Below are 16,658 nucleotides of genomic sequence, written 5' to 3'. Positions count from 1 at the left end.
TTTGTTCTCCGAACGGGATGAACGGCATAAAATACCCCAAGGGAGGAATGTGCGATGCGGGCAGAAATGGGACGAGCAGGCAGAAAGAAGATCCTCAGGCGGGCAGCGGCGACCGGAGTGCTGGCGGCGCTGTTGCTGGGGCTGGTGGCAGGCGTCGTGCTCCCGGCACGGGCCAAAAGTGCAGAACGGGCGGCCCCGGCGGGTGCGTCGCTGGAACCGGCAAAGCCGAGCGAAGCGCTCTGCTTTCCGCTGGGGACCACGGCATTCCGCGTTTCGGACGCCTATGGCTGGCGGGCAGACCCCTTCACCGGGGCAGAAGCCTTTCACCGTGGGGTAGACCTTGCCTGCGCAGAGGGGACGCCTGTGCGGGCGGCGCTGGGCGGCACCGTGACCGCCGCCCGCCGCAGCGGGACCTACGGCAACTACCTACGCATCTCGCACCCCGGCGGGCAGGAGACGGTCTATGCCCACATGCAGTATCTCTATGTCCGGGCAGGGGAGGTCGTGTCTGCGGGCCAGTGCCTGGGGACCGCCGGGCAGACGGGCCGGTCTACCGGTGCCCATCTGCACTTTGAATTTCTGACACAGGGCATCCGGTACGACCCGGCCAAAGCGCTGGGCCTGCCATGAAGCGGGCGCTGCGCATCGGGCCGCTCATCTTCCGGGACCCGGTCCTGCTCTGCGGGGCTCTCTATGTGCTGCTCTGGTTCGACGCCAGCGGCTTTCTGCGGCTGGGGCTGCTGGCGGCGTTCCTGCACGAGTGCGGGCACATTCTGGTCTACTGGGCGATGTTCCGCACGTTTCCGACCATCGAAGTGACCCTGACCGGCTTCTGTATGCGCACACGGGGCCGCAGCATGACGCCGCAGCAGACGTTTTGGCTGGCCGCAGCCGGGCCGCTGACGAACGTTCTGCTGGCAGCTCTCTGGGCCGTCCGGCTCGAACAGGAGGCCACCATCCGGGGCAGCGCGTTCTGGGCGGCAAATCTGCTGACCGGGGGATTCAATCTGCTGCCCGTTCCACCGCTGGATGGGGCGCAGATGGGCCTTGCCCTCCGGGAGGCGCTGCGGCAGCGAAATCAAGGATTGCAATTCCCTCGGAAATCGGGTAAAATAAAACGAATGAAAAAACGTTCTGTCAATGGAGGAACTTGATGTTTGATCCAAAACTGAAAGAAGCACTGGGACGGGTACAGAAGCCCGGTCGTTATACCGGCGGAGAACCCGGCAGTGTATATAAGGACAAAGAAAAAGTGGATGTCCGCTTTGCGTTCTGCTTTCCGGACACCTATGAGGTAGGTATGTCCTTCCTCGGCGAAAAGATCCTGTATGAGCTGCTCAACAGCCACGAAAACTGGTGGTGCGAGCGTGCTTTTATGCCGTGGCTGGATATGAAGGCCGAGATGGAGCGTCTTGGTCTGCCGCTCTACACCATGGAGAGCAAGGATCCGCTCACCGCTTTTGATGCAGTGGGCTTCACCCTGCAGTACGAGCTTTCCTATACCAATATTCTGGCTATGCTGGATCTGGCGGGCATCCCGTTCTATTCCAAGGATCGCGATGAAAGCTGGCCGCTGATCGTGGCGGGTGGCCCCTGCGCCTGCAACGCGGAACCCATTGCGGATTTTTTTGATGTGGTCCAGCTGGGTGAGGGCGAAAACCAGCTGCCCGGCATCTGCGCCGAGATCGAAAAGGCCAAGAAGGAGGGCGGCGTTTCCAAAAAGGAACTGCTGCTGCGCATTGCAAAGATCCCCGGCGTCTATATCCCGGCGTTCTACGATGTGGAATATTACGAAGATGGCCGGGTCAAGGCCATCAACCCCAATGAGCCGGGCATCCCGGCGCGCATCACCAAGGCAATCATCAAGGACCTGAACGAGTTTGCCCCGCCCACGAATTTCGTGGTGCCCATGGTGGGTGCCATTCAGGACCGCGCCAGCATCGAGGTGCTGCGCGGCTGTGTGCGCGGCTGCCGTTTCTGTCAGGCGGGCTTTCTGTACCGCCCCATGCGCCAGCGTGACGCGGGCCTTCTGAACAGGGCGGCGCAGGAGCTGTGCGCTAACACCGGCTATGAAGAACTGAGCCTTTCCAGCCTGTCCACCTCTGATCACGGCCAGCTGGAAGAGCTGCTGGACGATCTGAACGAGTGGGCACCCAAGGAGCATGTGAGTCTGTCGCTGCCTTCGCTGCGCGTGGACAACTTCTCCCAGAGCCTCATTGAAAAGACCACCAAGGTGCGCAAGAGCGGCCTGACCTTCGCCGCCGAAGCCGGCACCCAGCGCCTGCGCAACGTCATCAACAAGAATGTCACATGGGACGAGATCGAAAAGACCTGCACCATTGCATTCAACGCGGGCTATACCTCGGTCAAGCTCTACTTCATGATGGGCCTGCCCACCGAGACCATGGAGGACATTGAGGGCATCGCAGAGACGGCGCAGAAGGTGGTAGACCTCTATTATTCGCTGCCCAAGCGTGGCAAGGGCAAGGGTGTACAGGTGACCATCAGCTGTGCCTGCTTTGTGCCCAAGCCCCATACTCCCTTTGAGTTCGTGCCCATGGACACCGAAGAAATGCTGCGCGCCAAGCAGAAGCACCTGCTGGAAAGTGTGCGCAGCCGCAAGATCAAGGTCAACTACCACGACAGCACCACCAGCTTTCTGGAGGGCGTGTTTGCCAAGGGCGACCGCCGTCTTGCCCCGGTCATTGTGGAAGCCTACAAGCGCGGCTGCTACTTTGACGGCTGGGAAGAGTGCTTCAAGTACGACACATGGCTGCAGACCTTTGCAGATCTGGGCATCGACCCGGCATTTTACTGCCAGCGCCCCATTGGTCTGGACGAGGTAACGCCCTGGTCCCATATGGACTACGGTGTTACCCACGAATATCTGGTACGGGAGTACAAAAAGGCCCTTGCCGCCCAGACTACCCAGCCCTGCAACCGTGCCTGCCACGGCTGCGGTGCAAATCATCTGTTAGGAGGTCCCTGCTTTGATTACAGTAAGAATCTCGTTTGAGAAAAAGAATGAGGCCTCCTACATCTCCCTGCTGGACCTGCAGCGGGTGATGCAGCGTGTGCTCAAGCGCAGCGGCCTGCCGGTGTGGCATACGCTGGGCTTCAATCCCCACATCTATATGACCTTTGCCTGCCCGCTTTCGCTGGGGCAGGAGAGCGAGTGTGAGTGCGTGGACGTCAAGACCGAAGCGGAAGCCCCGGATTTTGAACAGTGGAAAGCGGCCCTCAATGCCATCATGCCCGCCGGTATCGTGGTCACGAAGGTGGCCCCCGTCGAGATGAAGGCCGACCTCATCGCCTATGCCTGCTTCGAGATCCGCTATCCGGCTGCGCGAAAGGCTGCACTGGAAGCGTACAATGCGCTGGAAAGCGTCCCGGTGGAGAAAAAGAGCAAGCGCAAGGTCAAGACGGTGGAACTGAAGGAATTCGTTCCTTCGCTGGATCTGACGGAAGAAGGGGAACAGGTGCGTTTTTCCATCTGCCTGCCCGCTTCACAGGAGCTTACCCTGAACCCCGCTCTGCTCACGGCGGCGCTGGAAGCGACCTTCGGCGTCCCGGCGGCGGAGGCCAGCATCCTGCGCACCCATTTCCTGACGGCAGAAAAGACACTGTTCACCTGAGAAGAATGTCTTTTGGGCAGAACAGAAAATTTTTGGGATTATTTTGGACGAATCGCTTGCATTTGCGGGCGATTTGTGATATCCTATTTAGGCGTTAGTGTCCGCTGAGACCACAGCGGGGTTAATGACAATATCATTAAACGGGCGGTCCTCTGACGGCAAAGTGCCGTGTATGAACGTCTAAAAACAAATGGAGGATTCAAAAATGGACGCACTGAAGATTATTTCTGAAGGCAGCATCAAGGCTGAAAAGCCCCAGTTCAACGTTGGCGATACCGTCCGCGTTGATGTTCGTATCAAGGAAGGCGACCGTGAGCGTATTCAGGCCTTTGAGGGCACTGTGATCGCAAAGAAGCACGGCGGCGTTGCTGAGACCTTCACCGTTCGCCGCGTTGCTTACGGTGTTGGCATCGAGCGTGTCTTCCCCATCAACAGCCCCTTCGTTGAGAAGGTCACCGTTGTCCGCAAGGGCAAGGTCCGCCGCGCAAAGCTGTTCTACCTGCGTGGTCGTACGGGCAAGGCTGCCAAGGTCAAGAGCGATATTTGATCATCCCCGATTAGAAACGGGAGAAAAGGGACAACCTTGTTGTCCCTTTTTTCTTTATTTGTCGGGTATTGCCCGGCAAACTGGATTGAGAGGTGCATCGGGAAATGGAAAAACAGACGACACAGCAGCCAAAAACTGCGAAAGGCCAGGGCGCATTTGAATGGTACGAGGCATTGATCTCGGCAGCGCTGGTGCTGGTGCTGATCTTTTCGTTTTTCTTCCGCATCATTCAGGTGGATGGTGAGTCCATGGTGCCCACCCTGCAAAACGGTGAAAAGCTCATCGTCTGGGGTGCCGGGTACGAGACTCAGCGCGGGGATGTGGTCATTGTGGACAGCTATACCTCCTACGGCAAGCCGCTGGTCAAGCGTGTCATCGCCAAAGGCGGCGATACGGTCTCCATCGATTATGCGACCGGCACCGTCGCTGTGAACGGCGAAGTGCTGCGGGAGGATTACATCGCTGAGCCGACCTATCTCGGCTATGATGTGGAGTTCCCGTATACGGTGCCGGAGGGCACGGTGTTCGTGATGGGTGATAACCGCAACCAATCACTGGACAGCCGTTCCACCTATGTGGGCTGCATTGACGAACGGGACATTCTGGGCAGGGTGCTTTTGTGCTTTATGCCCTTTACAGATTTTGGGGTGGTAAAATGAACGAAATGGATACCCGCTTTGCAAACCAGTACAATATTCAGTGGTTCCCGGGCCACATGACCAAGACTCTGCGCATGATGGAGCAGGAGATCCAGCACGTGGATGCCAGCCTTGTGCTGCTGGATGCCCGCATCCCGCTTTCCAGCCTGAACCCGGAGATCGAGCGCATCACGGCCCGCAAGCCGAAACTCTATGCGCTGAACAAGGCAGATCTGGCAGACCCGGCTGTAACGGAAGAATGGATCAAGTATTTCCGTGCGGCAGATGCCGGCTGTGTGGCCATCAGCGCCAAGCAGAAGGGCGGTGCCAATGCGGTAAAGGCTGCCATTGAAAAAGAACTGGCGGGCCTGCTGGAACGCCGCCAGAACCGCGGCATGGGCGGTGCCAAAACACAGGTGATGCTGTGCGGCATCCCCAATGTGGGCAAATCCACCTTCATCAACACCTTTGCAGGCTCTGCCCGCGCCAAGGCGGCAGACCGCCCGGGTGTAACCAAGGGCAAACAGTGGGTCAGCACCGACAAATTTGACCTGCTGGATATGCCCGGCGTACTGTGGAAGAAGTTTGACTCCAAGACCATTGCGTCCAATCTGGCCTTTATCGGCTCCATCAAGGATGATATTCTGGATGTGGAAGAGCTGGCCATGAACCTGCTGGACGAGGTGCGCCGCAACTACCCCGACCTTGTGGCCCAGCGCTACAAGCTGGATGCCGAAACGCTGGCCCTGCCGCCCTACGAGCTGATGGAAGCTATCGGCCGCAAGCGCGGTCTGCTGGTGCGCGGCGGCGAGGTGAACACCGAGCGCTGCGCCATTATGCTGGTGGACGAGTTCCGCGCCTGCAAGTGGGGCCGCATCTCGCTGGAGCGTCCGCCGCAGCGGGATGATCTGGCTGATTTTGCCGAGGAGGATGACGAATGAAGCGCCGTTCCGACGAGGAGATCTCGGCTCCGCTGTATGAATACGATGCCGCTGTACGCAGTCAGTATGGCTGCTTTGCAGGCGTGGATGAAGCCGGGCGCGGTCCTCTGTGCGGCCCGGTGTGCGTAGCGGCCTGTATTCTGGACCCGGAGAATCCGGTCTTTGGCATCAACGACTCCAAAAAGCTTACCGAGAAAAAGCGGGAAGCTCTGTTTGATGAGATCATTGAAAAGGCGTTGGCCTACAAAATTGTTTTTGTGGGGCCGGAGATCATCGACCGGGACAACATCCTCAACGCCACCATGGGCGGCATGAAGCAGGCTGTGGAAGAGCTGGACATCGTGCCGAACCTTGTTCTCGTGGATGGAAACCGCACCCCGGCAGGGCTGCTGGTCCCGGCACAGCCGGTGGTCAAGGGCGATGCCACCAGTGCCAGCATCGGCGCAGCATCCGTCCTTGCCAAGGTCAGCCGTGACCGCTATATGCTGGAACTGGACAGACGGTATCCGCAGTATCAGCTGGCAAAGCACAAGGGCTACCCGACCAAGCTCCACTATGAGATGATCGCCCAGTACGGCATCCAGCCGTTCTACCGCCGCAGCTTCCTCAAAAAGCAGGGCTACTGGCCGGAGGGCAAGTGATGGATGCCGCCGAGACCGGCCGGAAAGGCGAGGCCGTCGCCGCGCGCTATTACCAGCAGCGGGGCTGCCTGCTGCTGGCCCACGATTACCGCACCCGGATGGGGGAGATCGACCTCATCCTGCGGGAGCCGGACGGAACCATCGTGCTGTGTGAGGTCAAGACCCGCAGCCCGGACCCGCTGGCAAGCCCCGCCTCCGCCGTTACACCAGCCAAGCAGCGCAGACTCATCCGCGCCGCAGAGCAGTATCTTCAGCAGACCGGGCAGAGCGATGCGCCCGCCCGATTTGATGTTGCCGAGGTGACCCCTCTTGACAGCGGGCGCTGGATGGTACATATTATAAGGGGCGCATTTACCGCGTGAGCGGGGATGCACCGGTGGGAAAAAGGCAGAAACCGGCGTTTGCCGCTGCCGACAAAAAAGGGTCATTGTGGACCCGCGGACGAAAAGGAGCGACAACAATGCAGTTTTTTAGTACCAGAGACCAAAACCGTGTGGTAAATGCTTCGCAGGCCATTGCACAGGGCCTGTCCAACGAGGGCGGTCTGTTTGTACCGGAAAGCTTTCCGAAAGTGGACGTTGCATCGATCTGTGCACTCGATTACCCCGAAATGGCTGCGGCCATCGTGGGCCAGTACCTGACCGATTATTCCCAGCCGTTCCTCACAGAGGCGGCAAAGACCACCTATGGCGAAGCATTTGACGGCAAGGCGGGCTATCTGGCCCCTGTGTCGGACGAGGTCTATTCGCTGGAACTGTGGCATGGCCCTACCTGTGCATTCAAGGATTATGCTCTGCAGTTGATGCCGAAGCTTCTGGTGGAAGCCAAAAAGAATCTGGGCCGCACGGAAAAGACCCTGATCCTTGTGGCGACCAGCGGCGATACCGGCAAGGCAGCTCTGGACGGCTACCATGATATCCCGGGCGTGGAGATCGCAGTGTTCTATCCCACGGGCGGCACCAGCGAGATCCAGCGCCTGCAGATGGCAACGCAGGAGGGCGCCAACGTGGCAGTGTACGCTGTGCGCGGCAACTTTGATGATGCACAGACCGGTGTGAAGAAGGTCTTTGGTGACACTGCCATTGCAGCAGAGCTTGCCAAGCGGAACATCCGCCTGTCCAGCGCCAACTCCATCAACTGGGGCCGTCTGGTGCCGCAGATCGTCTATTACTTTGCCGCCTATGCCCAGCTGCTCAAGGCGGGCAGGATCGCGCTGGGCGACGCGGTGGACTTCTGCGTACCCACCGGTAACTTCGGCGACATTCTGGCAGGCTACTATGCAAAGCGCATGGGCCTGCCCGTGGGCAAGCTGGTCTGCGCTTCCAACGAGAACAACGTGCTGACCGATTTCCTCACCACCGGCACCTACACCGCAAAGCGGGAGTTCTTCAAGACCACCTCGCCCAGCATGGACATTCTGGTGTCCTCGAACCTCGAGCGCCTTCTGTACCATGTCACCGGCAGCGACACCGAAGTGGCTTCCCTGATGAAGCAGCTGAACGAGACGGGTAGCTACACCGTCCGCCCCGAAACACTGGCCACCATCCAGGAGAACTTCTCCTGCGGCTGGAGCAGCGAAGCGCAGGTGGCAGGGGAGATCCGTGTCCGCTACGAGAAGGACAACTACCTGTGTGATACCCACACCGCCGTTGCGTTCCATGTGGCAGCGCAGAAAAAGCGCGAGGGCGTGCCCATGGTGGTGCTGTCCACCGCGTCTCCCTTCAAGTTCCCGCGCAGTGTGCTGGAAGCACTGGGCCATGCCGTCCCGGCCAACGATTTCGAGGCCATGCAGCAGCTGGAAGAGGCCACCGGCTGCACCGCTCCGGCCAGCCTGTCGGCACTGCGCCAGAAAGCGGAGCGCTTCCACACCGTCATCGACCCGGAGCAGATCGCACAGGTGGCGCTGCGCTATCAGGCGTGATCCGACCTAGAACAGGAGTAACAGAATGGCACTTTTTGTGCTTGGCGATACCCACCTTTCTCTGGGCGCTTCCAAGCCGATGGATATTTTTCCCGGCTGGAATGATTATGTGGAGCGCCTTGAGAAAAACTGGCGCAAGCTCATCAAACCAGAGGATACCATTGTATTGGCGGGCGATATCAGCTGGGCCATGCGCCTGACCGATACCCGCAGGGACTTCGCGTTTTTGCAGCAGCTTCCGGGCCAGAAACTCATCATGAAGGGCAACCACGATTACTGGTGGTCTACCGTGAACAAGATGAATGCCTACCTCAAAGCAGAAGGCTTTGATACCCTGCACATTCTGCACAACAACTCCTACACGGTGGAGGGCTACGCCCTCTGCGGCACACGGGGCTGGCTGTTCGATGTGGGGGAGCCGCATGACGAAAAGGTGATGAACCGCGAGATCGGACGGCTGCGCATGAGTCTGGATGCCGCCGAACCCGGGCTGGAAAAGCTGGTGTTCCTGCACTATCCGCCGGTGTATACCGGCACCAGTGCGCCGGAGATCGTGGCCACCTTAAAGGAATACAACATCAGGACCTGCTACTATGGCCATCTGCACGGCAATGCCATCCGCTATGCGGTGCAGGGCGATGTGGATGGCATCCACTATAAGCTGGTCAGTGCCGATGGGCTGCGTTTTTGCCCGTACCGCATCAATTAAAGGCGGACAGAGCGGGCAAAAAGAACAAAAAGTCAAAATTTGGGCTGGCAATTGTGTCAGGAGCGTGCTATAATAGTTTTTGACGCGATTGTTGCACCCAATTGAGCGCGCGCGTCCCCGCATTTCGCAAACAGCAAGGACGCGGTGCGCGGTTGCAGGGGAGGGGGAATACCCCGCTCCCAACGCAATAGAATTTTTGAGTGGAGGAAAAACAAATGAATTTCATCAAGTGTGAAAAGCTCGAGAAGAGCATGGCAGAACTGCAGTTCTCCATCGACGCAGAGGCTTTCAAGAAGGCTGTTGCCGATGTTTTCAAGAAGGAAGGCAAGAAGTACGCTGTTCCCGGCTTCCGTAAGGGCAAGGCTCCCCGCGCTCTGATCGAGAAGATGTACGGCGCTGATGTCTTTACCTATGATGCCATCAATGAGCTGTTCCCCGAGGCTTTCGAGGCTGCTGTCAAGGAAGCTGGCGTTGAGCCGGTCGGCCGTCCGGAGGTCAGCGTGGATTCTGCAAACGAGACCGAGGGCGTGACCCTGACCGTCAAGGTCGCTGTCAAGCCCGAAGTCAAGGTTGGTAGCTACAATGGTCTGACGGTTGAAAAGACTGTCCATACTGTTTCTGACGAGGCTGTTGAAGCTGAGCTGAAGCGTGTGCAGGAGCGCAATGCCCGTGAGCTGACCCGTGAGGGCGCTGCTGAGAACGGCGACATCGCTGATATCGACTTCGAGGGCTTCGTCGATGGCGTGGCTTTCGAGGGCGGCAAGGCTGAGCACTACAGCCTGACTCTGGGCAGCGGCAGCTTCATCCCCGGCTTTGAGGATCAGATCGTTGGCCACTCCGCTGGCGAAGAGTTCGACGTGAACGTTACCTTCCCCACCGAGTATCAGGCTGCCGAACTGGCTGGCAAGGCTGCTGTGTTCAAGATCAAGCTGCACGAAGTGAAGTACAAGGAGCTGCCTGCTCTGGATGACGAGCTGGCTAAGGATTGCTCTGAGTACGACACTCTGGACGAGTTCAAGGCTTCCATCCGCAAGAACAATCAGGAGCAGCTGGACAAGCAGGACGATCTGGCTGTTGAGAACGCTCTGGTGGATCAGGTCATCGAGAGCATGGAGGGTGAGATCCCCCAGGCAATGTATGATGCCCGCATGGACGAGATGGTCAATGACTTCGCATTCCGCGTGGAGCAGCAGGGCCTGCGCCTCGAGGACTACCTGAAGTATATGGGCCAGACTATGGAGCAGTTCCGCGCTTCCTTCATGCCGCAGGCTGAGAAGCAGGTCAAGATTCGTCTGGCTCTGGAGGCTGTTGCTGCTGCTGAGAACATCGAGGCTTCCGAGGAGGAAGTTTCCGCTGAGATCAAGCGCATTGCTGACCAGTACAAGATGGAAGAGGACAAGGTTCGTGAGCTGGTCAATGTTGACGACCTGAAGAAGGATCTGGCCATCAACAAGGCCATCGACTTCATCAAGAGCCACGCAAACATCGTGGAGAAGGCTGCTGAGGAAGAGAAGGCTGCAGACGCTGAGTAATCAGCTCCTGTGTTCCTTTGAAGCGGGCAGTATGCTGCACGGTTTCAATCAAAGGTTGTAAAAATTGACCGATACGGCAGAACCGGCAGGGAAACCGTATCGGTCAATTTTGCAAATACTATATTCCATTTCAGGAGGCGAACTTTATGAGTTTTGTTCCTTACGTTGTGGAACAGTCGTCCCATGGCGAGCGTTCCTATGATATTTTCTCCCGTCTTTTGAACGATCGCATCATCGTTCTGAGCGAGGATGTCAATGATACCTCCGCCAGCCTTGTTGTGGCACAGCTGCTGTATCTGGAAGGGCAGGACCCGGATAAGGACATCAGCCTGTATATCAACAGCCCCGGCGGCTCCATCAGCGCCGGCATGGCCATCCACGATACCATGCAGTATATCAAGTGCGATGTTTCCACCATCTGCATGGGCATGGCAGCTTCCATGGGTGCCTTCCTGCTGGCAAGCGGCACCAAGGGAAAGCGCTTTGCACTGCCCAACTCGGAAATTCTGATCCATCAGCCGCTGATCGGCGGGCAGGGCGGCGGCCTTTCCGGCCAGACCACCGATATCAAGATCCATGCCGAGCACATGGTGTATATCCGCGATAAGATGAACCGCATGCTCAGCGAGTACACCGGCCAGCCGCTGGAAAAGATCCAGCTGGATACCGAGCGCGACAACTATATGTCCGCACTGCAGGCAAAGGAATACGGCCTGATCGATGAGGTCATTGCCCACCGCTGAGGGATCGCTGAAACCAATCGGCGCAGCAGGGGAGAACCCCGCTGCGTCTGACGACCCAGGATAAGGAAAAACAGCTATGGCAAATAACAATTCCGGCAGAGACAAAAACGAAAAGGATCTGGTCTGCAGCTTCTGCGGAAAGCATCAGGACGAAGTGGAGCGTATGATCATCGGCCCCGGTGTCAATATCTGCAGCGAATGCATCGGCCTGTGTTATGACCTGCTCGCGGACAAGCCGGAGCATCCGGGCTCGAACCGCCCCAGCCGCGGCAATGCAAGCCGCGCCCATGTGCAGGCTGCGGACGACCTCTCGGTCAACATCCTGACCCCGGCCGAGATCAAGGAAGGTCTGGATCAGTATGTGATCGGTCAGGACGAGGCAAAGCGTGTGCTGGCCGTCTCGGTCTACAACCACTACAAGCGCATCCTCAGCGGCAAGGGCAGCGATGTGGAGCTGCAGAAGTCCAACGTGCTGCTGCTGGGTCCTTCCGGCGTGGGCAAGACCCTGCTGGCACAGACTCTGGCAAAAATGCTGGGCGTTCCCTTCGCCATTGCCGATGCCACCACCCTGACCGAAGCCGGTTATGTGGGCGAGGATGTGGAGAACATTCTGCTCAAGTTGATCCAAGCAGCGGATTTTGATGTGCAGAAGGCACAGATCGGTATTATCTATATCGACGAGATCGACAAGATCACCCGCAAGAGTGAGAACCCCTCCATCACCCGCGATGTGGGCGGTGAGGGCGTGCAGCAGGCTCTGCTGAAGATTTTGGAGGGCACTGTGAGCAATGTTCCTCCGCAGGGCGGCCGCAAGCACCCGCAGCAGGAGTTCATCCAGATCGACACCACCAACATCCTGTTCATCTGCGGCGGTGCATTTGATGGCTTGGATAAGTATATCCTGCGCCGCACCGATAAGTCCGCACTGGGCTTCGGCAGCAGCCTGAAGGATAATTCCAGCGAAGCGGAGAAGGCTCTGCTGCGCAAGGTGGAGCCCCACGATCTGGTCAAGTTCGGCCTGATCCCGGAACTGATCGGCCGTCTGCCGGTCATTACCGTGCTGGACGATCTGGACGAGGACGCTCTGGTTCGCGTGCTCAAGGAGCCGCGCAACAGCCTTGTGAAGCAGTATAAGGAACTTCTGAGCATGGATAATGTGGAACTGAACTTCACGGATGAAGCACTCCACGCCATTGCCCGCAAGACGATCGAGCGCAAGACCGGTGCCCGCGGCCTGCGCAGCGTGATGGAAAGCATTCTGCTGCCCATCATGTACGAGGTGCCCACCGATGCTACCATCATCCGCGTAACTGTGGATGAAGATACCGTGGAAGGCGGCGAAGCACATCTGGAATACGGCGCGGTGCGCAAGCGCTATAAAAATCAGACGTCCCTGAGCTGATCTGCCCACCCGGCAGGCTGCTCCGGGCCGCTGCCCCGCTGAAAGCTATGACTTTTGGCGGGGCTTTTTTTGAGATATGCTTGTTTTAAGAGCGGATATGAGCTATAATATTAAAGTCTGGACGGCTGGGCTGCGGCTCTCTCTGGCAGGAAGCTTCTTTTCAAAGCCCGGCGCGGACACTGTGGGAACAGGAAGTACGATAAAGGAGTGTGTTTTCAATGGCAACTTATTTTGAGATGAACCGCGACGAACTCGTAGCCGAAAAGGCAAAACTGGAAGAGCAATACAAAAACTTTCAGGCCAAGGGCCTCAAGCTGAATATGGCCCGCGGCAAGCCCGGCCCTCACCAGATGGATCTGGCCATGGACCTGCTGAAGATGAACGATTACACCACCGATGCTGGCACGGATGCCCGCAACTATGGCGAGCTGGAAGGCCTGCAGGAGGCCCGCGTGCTGTTTGCGGATGTCTTTGGCGTAAAGCCGGAGGAAGTGTTCGTGGGCGGCAACTCCAGCCTGCAGCTGATGTATAACCTCGTCAATATCGGCTATGTGTTCGGTTTCCCGGAGTCTCCGTGCCCCTGGTCTCAGGTGGAGAAGCGCAAGTTCCTCTGCCCGGTGCCCGGCTATGACCGTCACTTTGCTATTACCGAGGAGTTTGGCTTTGAGCTGGTCAGCGTGCCTATGACCCCCAATGGTCCGGATATGGACATTGTGGAAAAGCTGGTGGCCGAGGATCCTGACATCAAGGGCATCTGGTGTGTGCCGCAGTATTCCAACCCCGATGGCTACACCTACAGCGATGAGACCATCGAGCGTTTTGCCAAGATGAAGACCGCTGCGCCTGATTTCAAGATCTTCTGGGATGAAGCCTATATCGTCCATCACCTGACCGATGAGATCATCGAGACTCCGGTGCTGCTGAACGAGAGCAAGAAGTACGGCAACGAAAACCGTGTGTTCATGTTCACTTCCACCAGCAAGATCACCTTCCCGGGCGCAGGTGTCTCTGCCATTGCCTGCAGCGAGAGCAGCATGAAGTATATCTGCAAGCGCTTCTCGGTCATGATCATCAGCTACGACAAGATGAACCAGCTGCGCCACGTCCGCTTCCTGAAGAACAAGGAAGGTGTGCTGGCCCACATGGCAAAGCACCGCCGCCGCCTGATCCCCTGCTTCGATGCAGTGAAGACGGCCTTCTCCGAGGAGCTGACCCCCTGCGGGGATATTGCCCACTGGACGGACCCCAAGGGCGGCTACTTCATCAGCCTGTATGTGATGCCCGGCTGTGCAAAGCGCGTGGCGGGTCTGTGCAAGGATGCGGGCCTGACCCTGACCGGTGCCGGTTCTGCATATCCCTATCACAAGGACCCCGAGGATTCTCACCTGCGCATTGCGCCCACCTATCCCAGTCTGGACGAGGTGGAAACCGCTTCCGAACTGCTGTGCGTCTGCGTAAAGCTGGCCACCGTGGAAAAGCTGCTTGCGGATCAGGAAGCGTAAGCGTCCCCGTTGTTGAAGATCTCCCCGCGCGGCGGAACTCTGCCGCACGGCGGAGGTTTATTATATTTTGGAGGTTTCCCGATTTTTATGAAGACGAAAGGCAAAGCATGGCAGCTTGTTGTCACAGTGCTTCTGATCGCGGCGTTTGTCTACACGGCATTCTTCGGCGTTGCGGTCAAATATGGCGATGTGACCCGGACCTATATCAAGGGCGCGCAGGATATCCGCTTCGGTGTGGATATCAAGGGCGGTGTCAACGTCACCTTTGTGCCGTCGGATGGCTACGATGCTACCGAAGAACAGCTGGAAGCAGCCCAGCTCGTCATTGAGAACCGTCTCGTGGCGCTGAACGTGACCGACTATGAGCTGTATGTGGACAACAATTCCGACAGCCTGATCCTGGAATTCCCGTGGCAGTCCGGTGAGACAGATTTTGACCCGGAAGCGGCGATCGATGAGATCGGCACCACCGCCTATCTGACCTTCCGCGAGGGAAGCAGTGCGGACGGTGAGCTGATCCTGGACGGCTCCATGATCGAGAGCGCAGCGGCGCAGTACGGCCCGGTGAGCGGCAGCTCTTCGGAGTATTATGTGGCCCTCAAGTTCACCGATGACGGTGCCAAGGCATTTGGCGATGCTACCACCCGGCTCTACCAGAGCAGCGGCACCATCAGCATCTGGCTGGACGATGAAAACGTGAGCACGGCCACGGTCAACACCGCTATTACCGATGGCTCTGCCATCATTACAAGCTCGGCTTCCAATCCTTTCACGCAGGAGCAGGTCGTCAAGATGGCTCGCCAGATCAACTCCGGCGCACTGCCCTTTGCACTGACGGTGGACAGCTATTCCACCGTCAGCCCCAGTCTGGGAGAGAACAGCCTGAGCGCCATGGTTCTGGCCGGCCTGATCGCCTTTGCACTGATCGTGGTGTTCATGACGATGCTGTACCGTCTGCCGGGCTTCCTTGCATGTATTGCACTGGCTGGTCAGGTGGCAGCAACACTGGCGTTCGTTTCCGGTTACTTCCCGGTGTTTGAAAGCTTTACCATGACCCTGCCCGGCATCGCAGGCATCATCCTTGCCATCGGCATGGGCGTGGATGCCAATGTTATCACGGCAGAACGCATCAAGGAAGAGCTGAAAAACGGCAAGTCTCTGGATGGCGCGCTCAAGAGCGGTTTTGCCCGCGGCCTGACCCCCATCGTTGACGGCAACGTGACCATCGTCATCGTGGCCATCGTGCTGATGGGTGCCTTTGGCCCCTCGGACGGCATGTTTGCAAAGGCACTCCACTTTGTGTTCTTTGCCTTTGGCCCCTCCACCGCAGGCACTATTTATGCCTTCGGTTACACGCTGCTCACCGGCGTGCTGCTGAACTTTGTGTTCGGCGTGTTCGCAACCCGTGTGATGATCCGCGGTGCGGCATCCATCAAGGCACTGCGCAACCCTTGGCTCTACGGTGCAGAAAAGCCCGGCAAGGAAAAAGCCGAGAAGAAGCCCATCGACTTTGTGGGCCTGCGCAAGCGCTTCCTGACGATCTCCTCCTGCCTGATGGCAGCCATCGTGCTGTGCGCTGTGGTTTTGGGTGTCCATCTGGATACCGAGTTCACCGGCGGTGCCATGATCACCCTGAGCTACGAGGGCGAGTTCACCACGGCCGATGTGCAGAAGACTGCTTCTGCCGCACTGGGCAGCAAGGACCTGACCCTGCAGACCGGCGAGAATGTTGCTACCGGTGGCCAGACCCTGAAAATCTCGATGCCCGGCAACGAGACCGTGACCACCGATCAGGTGGAGAACCTGCTGGATTCCCTGAACGAGACCTACCCGGACAACGGCTTCGTTCAGCTGTCGCTAAGCAACGTCAGCGCTGCCATGGGCACCAAGTTCCTACAGAAGAGTCTGGTTGCCGTGGTGTTTGCACTGGTGCTGATCCTGCTGTACATCGCCCTGCGCTTCAAGAACATCGGCGGCCTGACCGGCGGCATGATGGCAGTGCTGGCGCTTGTGAACGACCTGATGGTGGTGTTTGGCACCTTTGTGCTGCTGCGCACCGCGCTGGATGGCAATTTCATTGCCGCCATGCTTACCATCCTTGGCTACTCCATCAACGATACCGTTGTGGTCTACGACCGTATCCGCGAGAACCGCACCCTGATGGGCAAAAAGGCATCCTTTGAAGAGCTGGTGAACCACTCGGTGAACCAGTCCGCCCGCCGCACCCTGATCACCACCATTACCACGGTGATGGCGCTGGGTGTTATGTGTATCGTGGCAAAGCTGTATGGTCTGGACAGCATCTTTACCTTTGCGTTCCCGCTGATGATGGGCATGATCAGCGGCGTGTACACTTCGCTGTGCGTTTCCACCTCTGCGTGGGTGCTGTGGAGTGAGCGCAAGACCGGCAAAAAGAAAGCGTGAGCTTCGCCCGAACGTGAACATGA

General features: G+C 58.1%; 16 protein-coding genes. All 16 read left to right on the top strand.

Annotated elements, in window-relative coordinates; all coding sequences use genetic code 11:
• Nucleotides 1–54 precede the first annotated feature (54 nt).
• The 16 genes from ACNQFG_RS11330 (at nucleotide 55) to secF (ending at nucleotide 16,635) form a co-directional block, all read left to right on the top strand.
• Nucleotides 55–630, top strand: a complete 576-nt coding sequence (locus ACNQFG_RS11330; RefSeq protein WP_423404985.1) for a M23 family metallopeptidase — start codon at nucleotides 55–57, stop codon at nucleotides 628–630.
• Nucleotides 627–1,154: a metalloprotease gene (locus ACNQFG_RS11325; protein ID WP_423404984.1), complete on the top strand. Its 528-nt coding sequence runs from the start codon at nucleotides 627–629 to the stop codon at nucleotides 1,152–1,154. The genes ACNQFG_RS11330 and ACNQFG_RS11325 overlap by 4 nt, the downstream gene beginning before the upstream one ends.
• Complete coding sequence (locus ACNQFG_RS11320) at nucleotides 1,154–3,016, top strand: TIGR03960 family B12-binding radical SAM protein (protein ID WP_120079332.1); 1,863 nt, start codon at nucleotides 1,154–1,156, stop codon at nucleotides 3,014–3,016. The genes ACNQFG_RS11325 and ACNQFG_RS11320 overlap by 1 nt, the downstream gene beginning before the upstream one ends.
• Nucleotides 2,991–3,635 carry a TIGR03936 family radical SAM-associated protein gene (locus ACNQFG_RS11315; protein ID WP_423404983.1) on the top strand — a complete coding sequence of 215 codons (645 nt, stop codon included), beginning with the start codon at nucleotides 2,991–2,993 and terminating at the stop codon, nucleotides 3,633–3,635. The genes ACNQFG_RS11320 and ACNQFG_RS11315 overlap by 26 nt, the downstream gene beginning before the upstream one ends.
• Before the next feature lie 205 nt (nucleotides 3,636–3,840).
• Nucleotides 3,841–4,182, top strand: coding sequence for a 50S ribosomal protein L19 (rplS, locus tag ACNQFG_RS11310; protein ID WP_022257134.1), 342 nt, complete (start codon nucleotides 3,841–3,843; stop codon nucleotides 4,180–4,182).
• 104 nt (nucleotides 4,183–4,286) lie between these two features.
• The gene (gene lepB, locus ACNQFG_RS11305; RefSeq protein WP_423404982.1) at nucleotides 4,287–4,841 is read left to right on the top strand and encodes a signal peptidase I; all 555 of its coding nucleotides are present in this window, start codon (nucleotides 4,287–4,289) and stop codon (nucleotides 4,839–4,841) included.
• Nucleotides 4,838–5,761 (top strand): ribosome biogenesis GTPase YlqF, encoded by a 924-nt coding sequence (gene ylqF / locus ACNQFG_RS11300; protein ID WP_005941918.1) that lies wholly within the window; start codon nucleotides 4,838–4,840, stop codon nucleotides 5,759–5,761. Before lepB ends, ylqF begins: the two co-directional genes overlap by 4 nt.
• Complete coding sequence (locus ACNQFG_RS11295; RefSeq protein ID WP_423404981.1) at nucleotides 5,758–6,402, top strand: ribonuclease HII; 645 nt, start codon at nucleotides 5,758–5,760, stop codon at nucleotides 6,400–6,402. Before ylqF ends, ACNQFG_RS11295 begins: the two co-directional genes overlap by 4 nt.
• On the top strand, nucleotides 6,402–6,764 hold the full coding sequence (locus ACNQFG_RS11290; RefSeq protein WP_423404980.1) for a YraN family protein: 363 nt from the start codon (nucleotides 6,402–6,404) through the stop codon (nucleotides 6,762–6,764). The genes ACNQFG_RS11295 and ACNQFG_RS11290 overlap by 1 nt, the downstream gene beginning before the upstream one ends.
• Nucleotides 6,765–6,862: 98 nt before the next feature.
• Nucleotides 6,863–8,323, top strand: a complete 1,461-nt coding sequence (thrC, locus tag ACNQFG_RS11285) for a threonine synthase (protein WP_423404979.1) — start codon at nucleotides 6,863–6,865, stop codon at nucleotides 8,321–8,323.
• Between the two features lie 25 nt (nucleotides 8,324–8,348).
• Nucleotides 8,349–9,032, top strand: coding sequence for a metallophosphoesterase (locus tag ACNQFG_RS11280; RefSeq protein WP_423404978.1), 684 nt, complete (start codon nucleotides 8,349–8,351; stop codon nucleotides 9,030–9,032).
• A gap of 215 nt (nucleotides 9,033–9,247) precedes the next feature.
• The gene (gene tig / locus ACNQFG_RS11275; RefSeq protein ID WP_423404977.1) at nucleotides 9,248–10,564 is read left to right on the top strand and encodes a trigger factor; all 1,317 of its coding nucleotides are present in this window, start codon (nucleotides 9,248–9,250) and stop codon (nucleotides 10,562–10,564) included.
• A gap of 146 nt (nucleotides 10,565–10,710) precedes the next feature.
• The gene (gene clpP, locus ACNQFG_RS11270; protein ID WP_005941935.1) at nucleotides 10,711–11,307 is read left to right on the top strand and encodes an ATP-dependent Clp endopeptidase proteolytic subunit ClpP; all 597 of its coding nucleotides are present in this window, start codon (nucleotides 10,711–10,713) and stop codon (nucleotides 11,305–11,307) included.
• Between the two features lie 76 nt (nucleotides 11,308–11,383).
• The gene (clpX, locus tag ACNQFG_RS11265; protein ID WP_423404976.1) at nucleotides 11,384–12,709 is read left to right on the top strand and encodes an ATP-dependent Clp protease ATP-binding subunit ClpX; all 1,326 of its coding nucleotides are present in this window, start codon (nucleotides 11,384–11,386) and stop codon (nucleotides 12,707–12,709) included.
• A gap of 218 nt (nucleotides 12,710–12,927) precedes the next feature.
• On the top strand, nucleotides 12,928–14,211 hold the full coding sequence (locus ACNQFG_RS11260; protein ID WP_423404975.1) for an aminotransferase: 1,284 nt from the start codon (nucleotides 12,928–12,930) through the stop codon (nucleotides 14,209–14,211).
• Nucleotides 14,212–14,298: 87 nt separating this feature from the next.
• Nucleotides 14,299–16,635, top strand: coding sequence for a protein translocase subunit SecF (gene secF / locus ACNQFG_RS11255; RefSeq protein ID WP_423404974.1), 2,337 nt, complete (start codon nucleotides 14,299–14,301; stop codon nucleotides 16,633–16,635).
• Nucleotides 16,636–16,658 lie beyond the last annotated feature (23 nt).

The sequence above is a fragment of the Faecalibacterium prausnitzii genome (assembly GCF_049532945.1).
Taxonomy (GTDB): domain Bacteria; phylum Bacillota; class Clostridia; order Oscillospirales; family Ruminococcaceae; genus Faecalibacterium; species Faecalibacterium prausnitzii_N.
Note: the sequence above shows the minus strand (reverse complement) of the source record. Positions and strands in the feature narration are given on the sequence as shown.

Coding starts and splice junctions, on each gene's coding strand:
- ACNQFG_RS11330 (WP_423404985.1), top strand. CDS start 55: ATGCGGGCAGAAATGGGACGAGCAGGCAGAAAGAAGATCCTCAGGCGG.
- ACNQFG_RS11325 (WP_423404984.1), top strand. CDS start 627: ATGAAGCGGGCGCTGCGCATCGGGCCGCTCATCTTCCGGGACCCGGTC.
- ACNQFG_RS11320 (WP_120079332.1), top strand. CDS start 1,154: ATGTTTGATCCAAAACTGAAAGAAGCACTGGGACGGGTACAGAAGCCC.
- rplS (WP_022257134.1), top strand. CDS start 3,841: ATGGACGCACTGAAGATTATTTCTGAAGGCAGCATCAAGGCTGAAAAG.
- lepB (WP_423404982.1), top strand. CDS start 4,287: ATGGAAAAACAGACGACACAGCAGCCAAAAACTGCGAAAGGCCAGGGC.
- ylqF (WP_005941918.1), top strand. CDS start 4,838: ATGAACGAAATGGATACCCGCTTTGCAAACCAGTACAATATTCAGTGG.
- ACNQFG_RS11295 (WP_423404981.1), top strand. CDS start 5,758: ATGAAGCGCCGTTCCGACGAGGAGATCTCGGCTCCGCTGTATGAATAC.
- ACNQFG_RS11290 (WP_423404980.1), top strand. CDS start 6,402: ATGGATGCCGCCGAGACCGGCCGGAAAGGCGAGGCCGTCGCCGCGCGC.
- thrC (WP_423404979.1), top strand. CDS start 6,863: ATGCAGTTTTTTAGTACCAGAGACCAAAACCGTGTGGTAAATGCTTCG.
- ACNQFG_RS11280 (WP_423404978.1), top strand. CDS start 8,349: ATGGCACTTTTTGTGCTTGGCGATACCCACCTTTCTCTGGGCGCTTCC.
- tig (WP_423404977.1), top strand. CDS start 9,248: ATGAATTTCATCAAGTGTGAAAAGCTCGAGAAGAGCATGGCAGAACTG.
- clpP (WP_005941935.1), top strand. CDS start 10,711: ATGAGTTTTGTTCCTTACGTTGTGGAACAGTCGTCCCATGGCGAGCGT.
- clpX (WP_423404976.1), top strand. CDS start 11,384: ATGGCAAATAACAATTCCGGCAGAGACAAAAACGAAAAGGATCTGGTC.
- ACNQFG_RS11260 (WP_423404975.1), top strand. CDS start 12,928: ATGGCAACTTATTTTGAGATGAACCGCGACGAACTCGTAGCCGAAAAG.
- secF (WP_423404974.1), top strand. CDS start 14,299: ATGAAGACGAAAGGCAAAGCATGGCAGCTTGTTGTCACAGTGCTTCTG.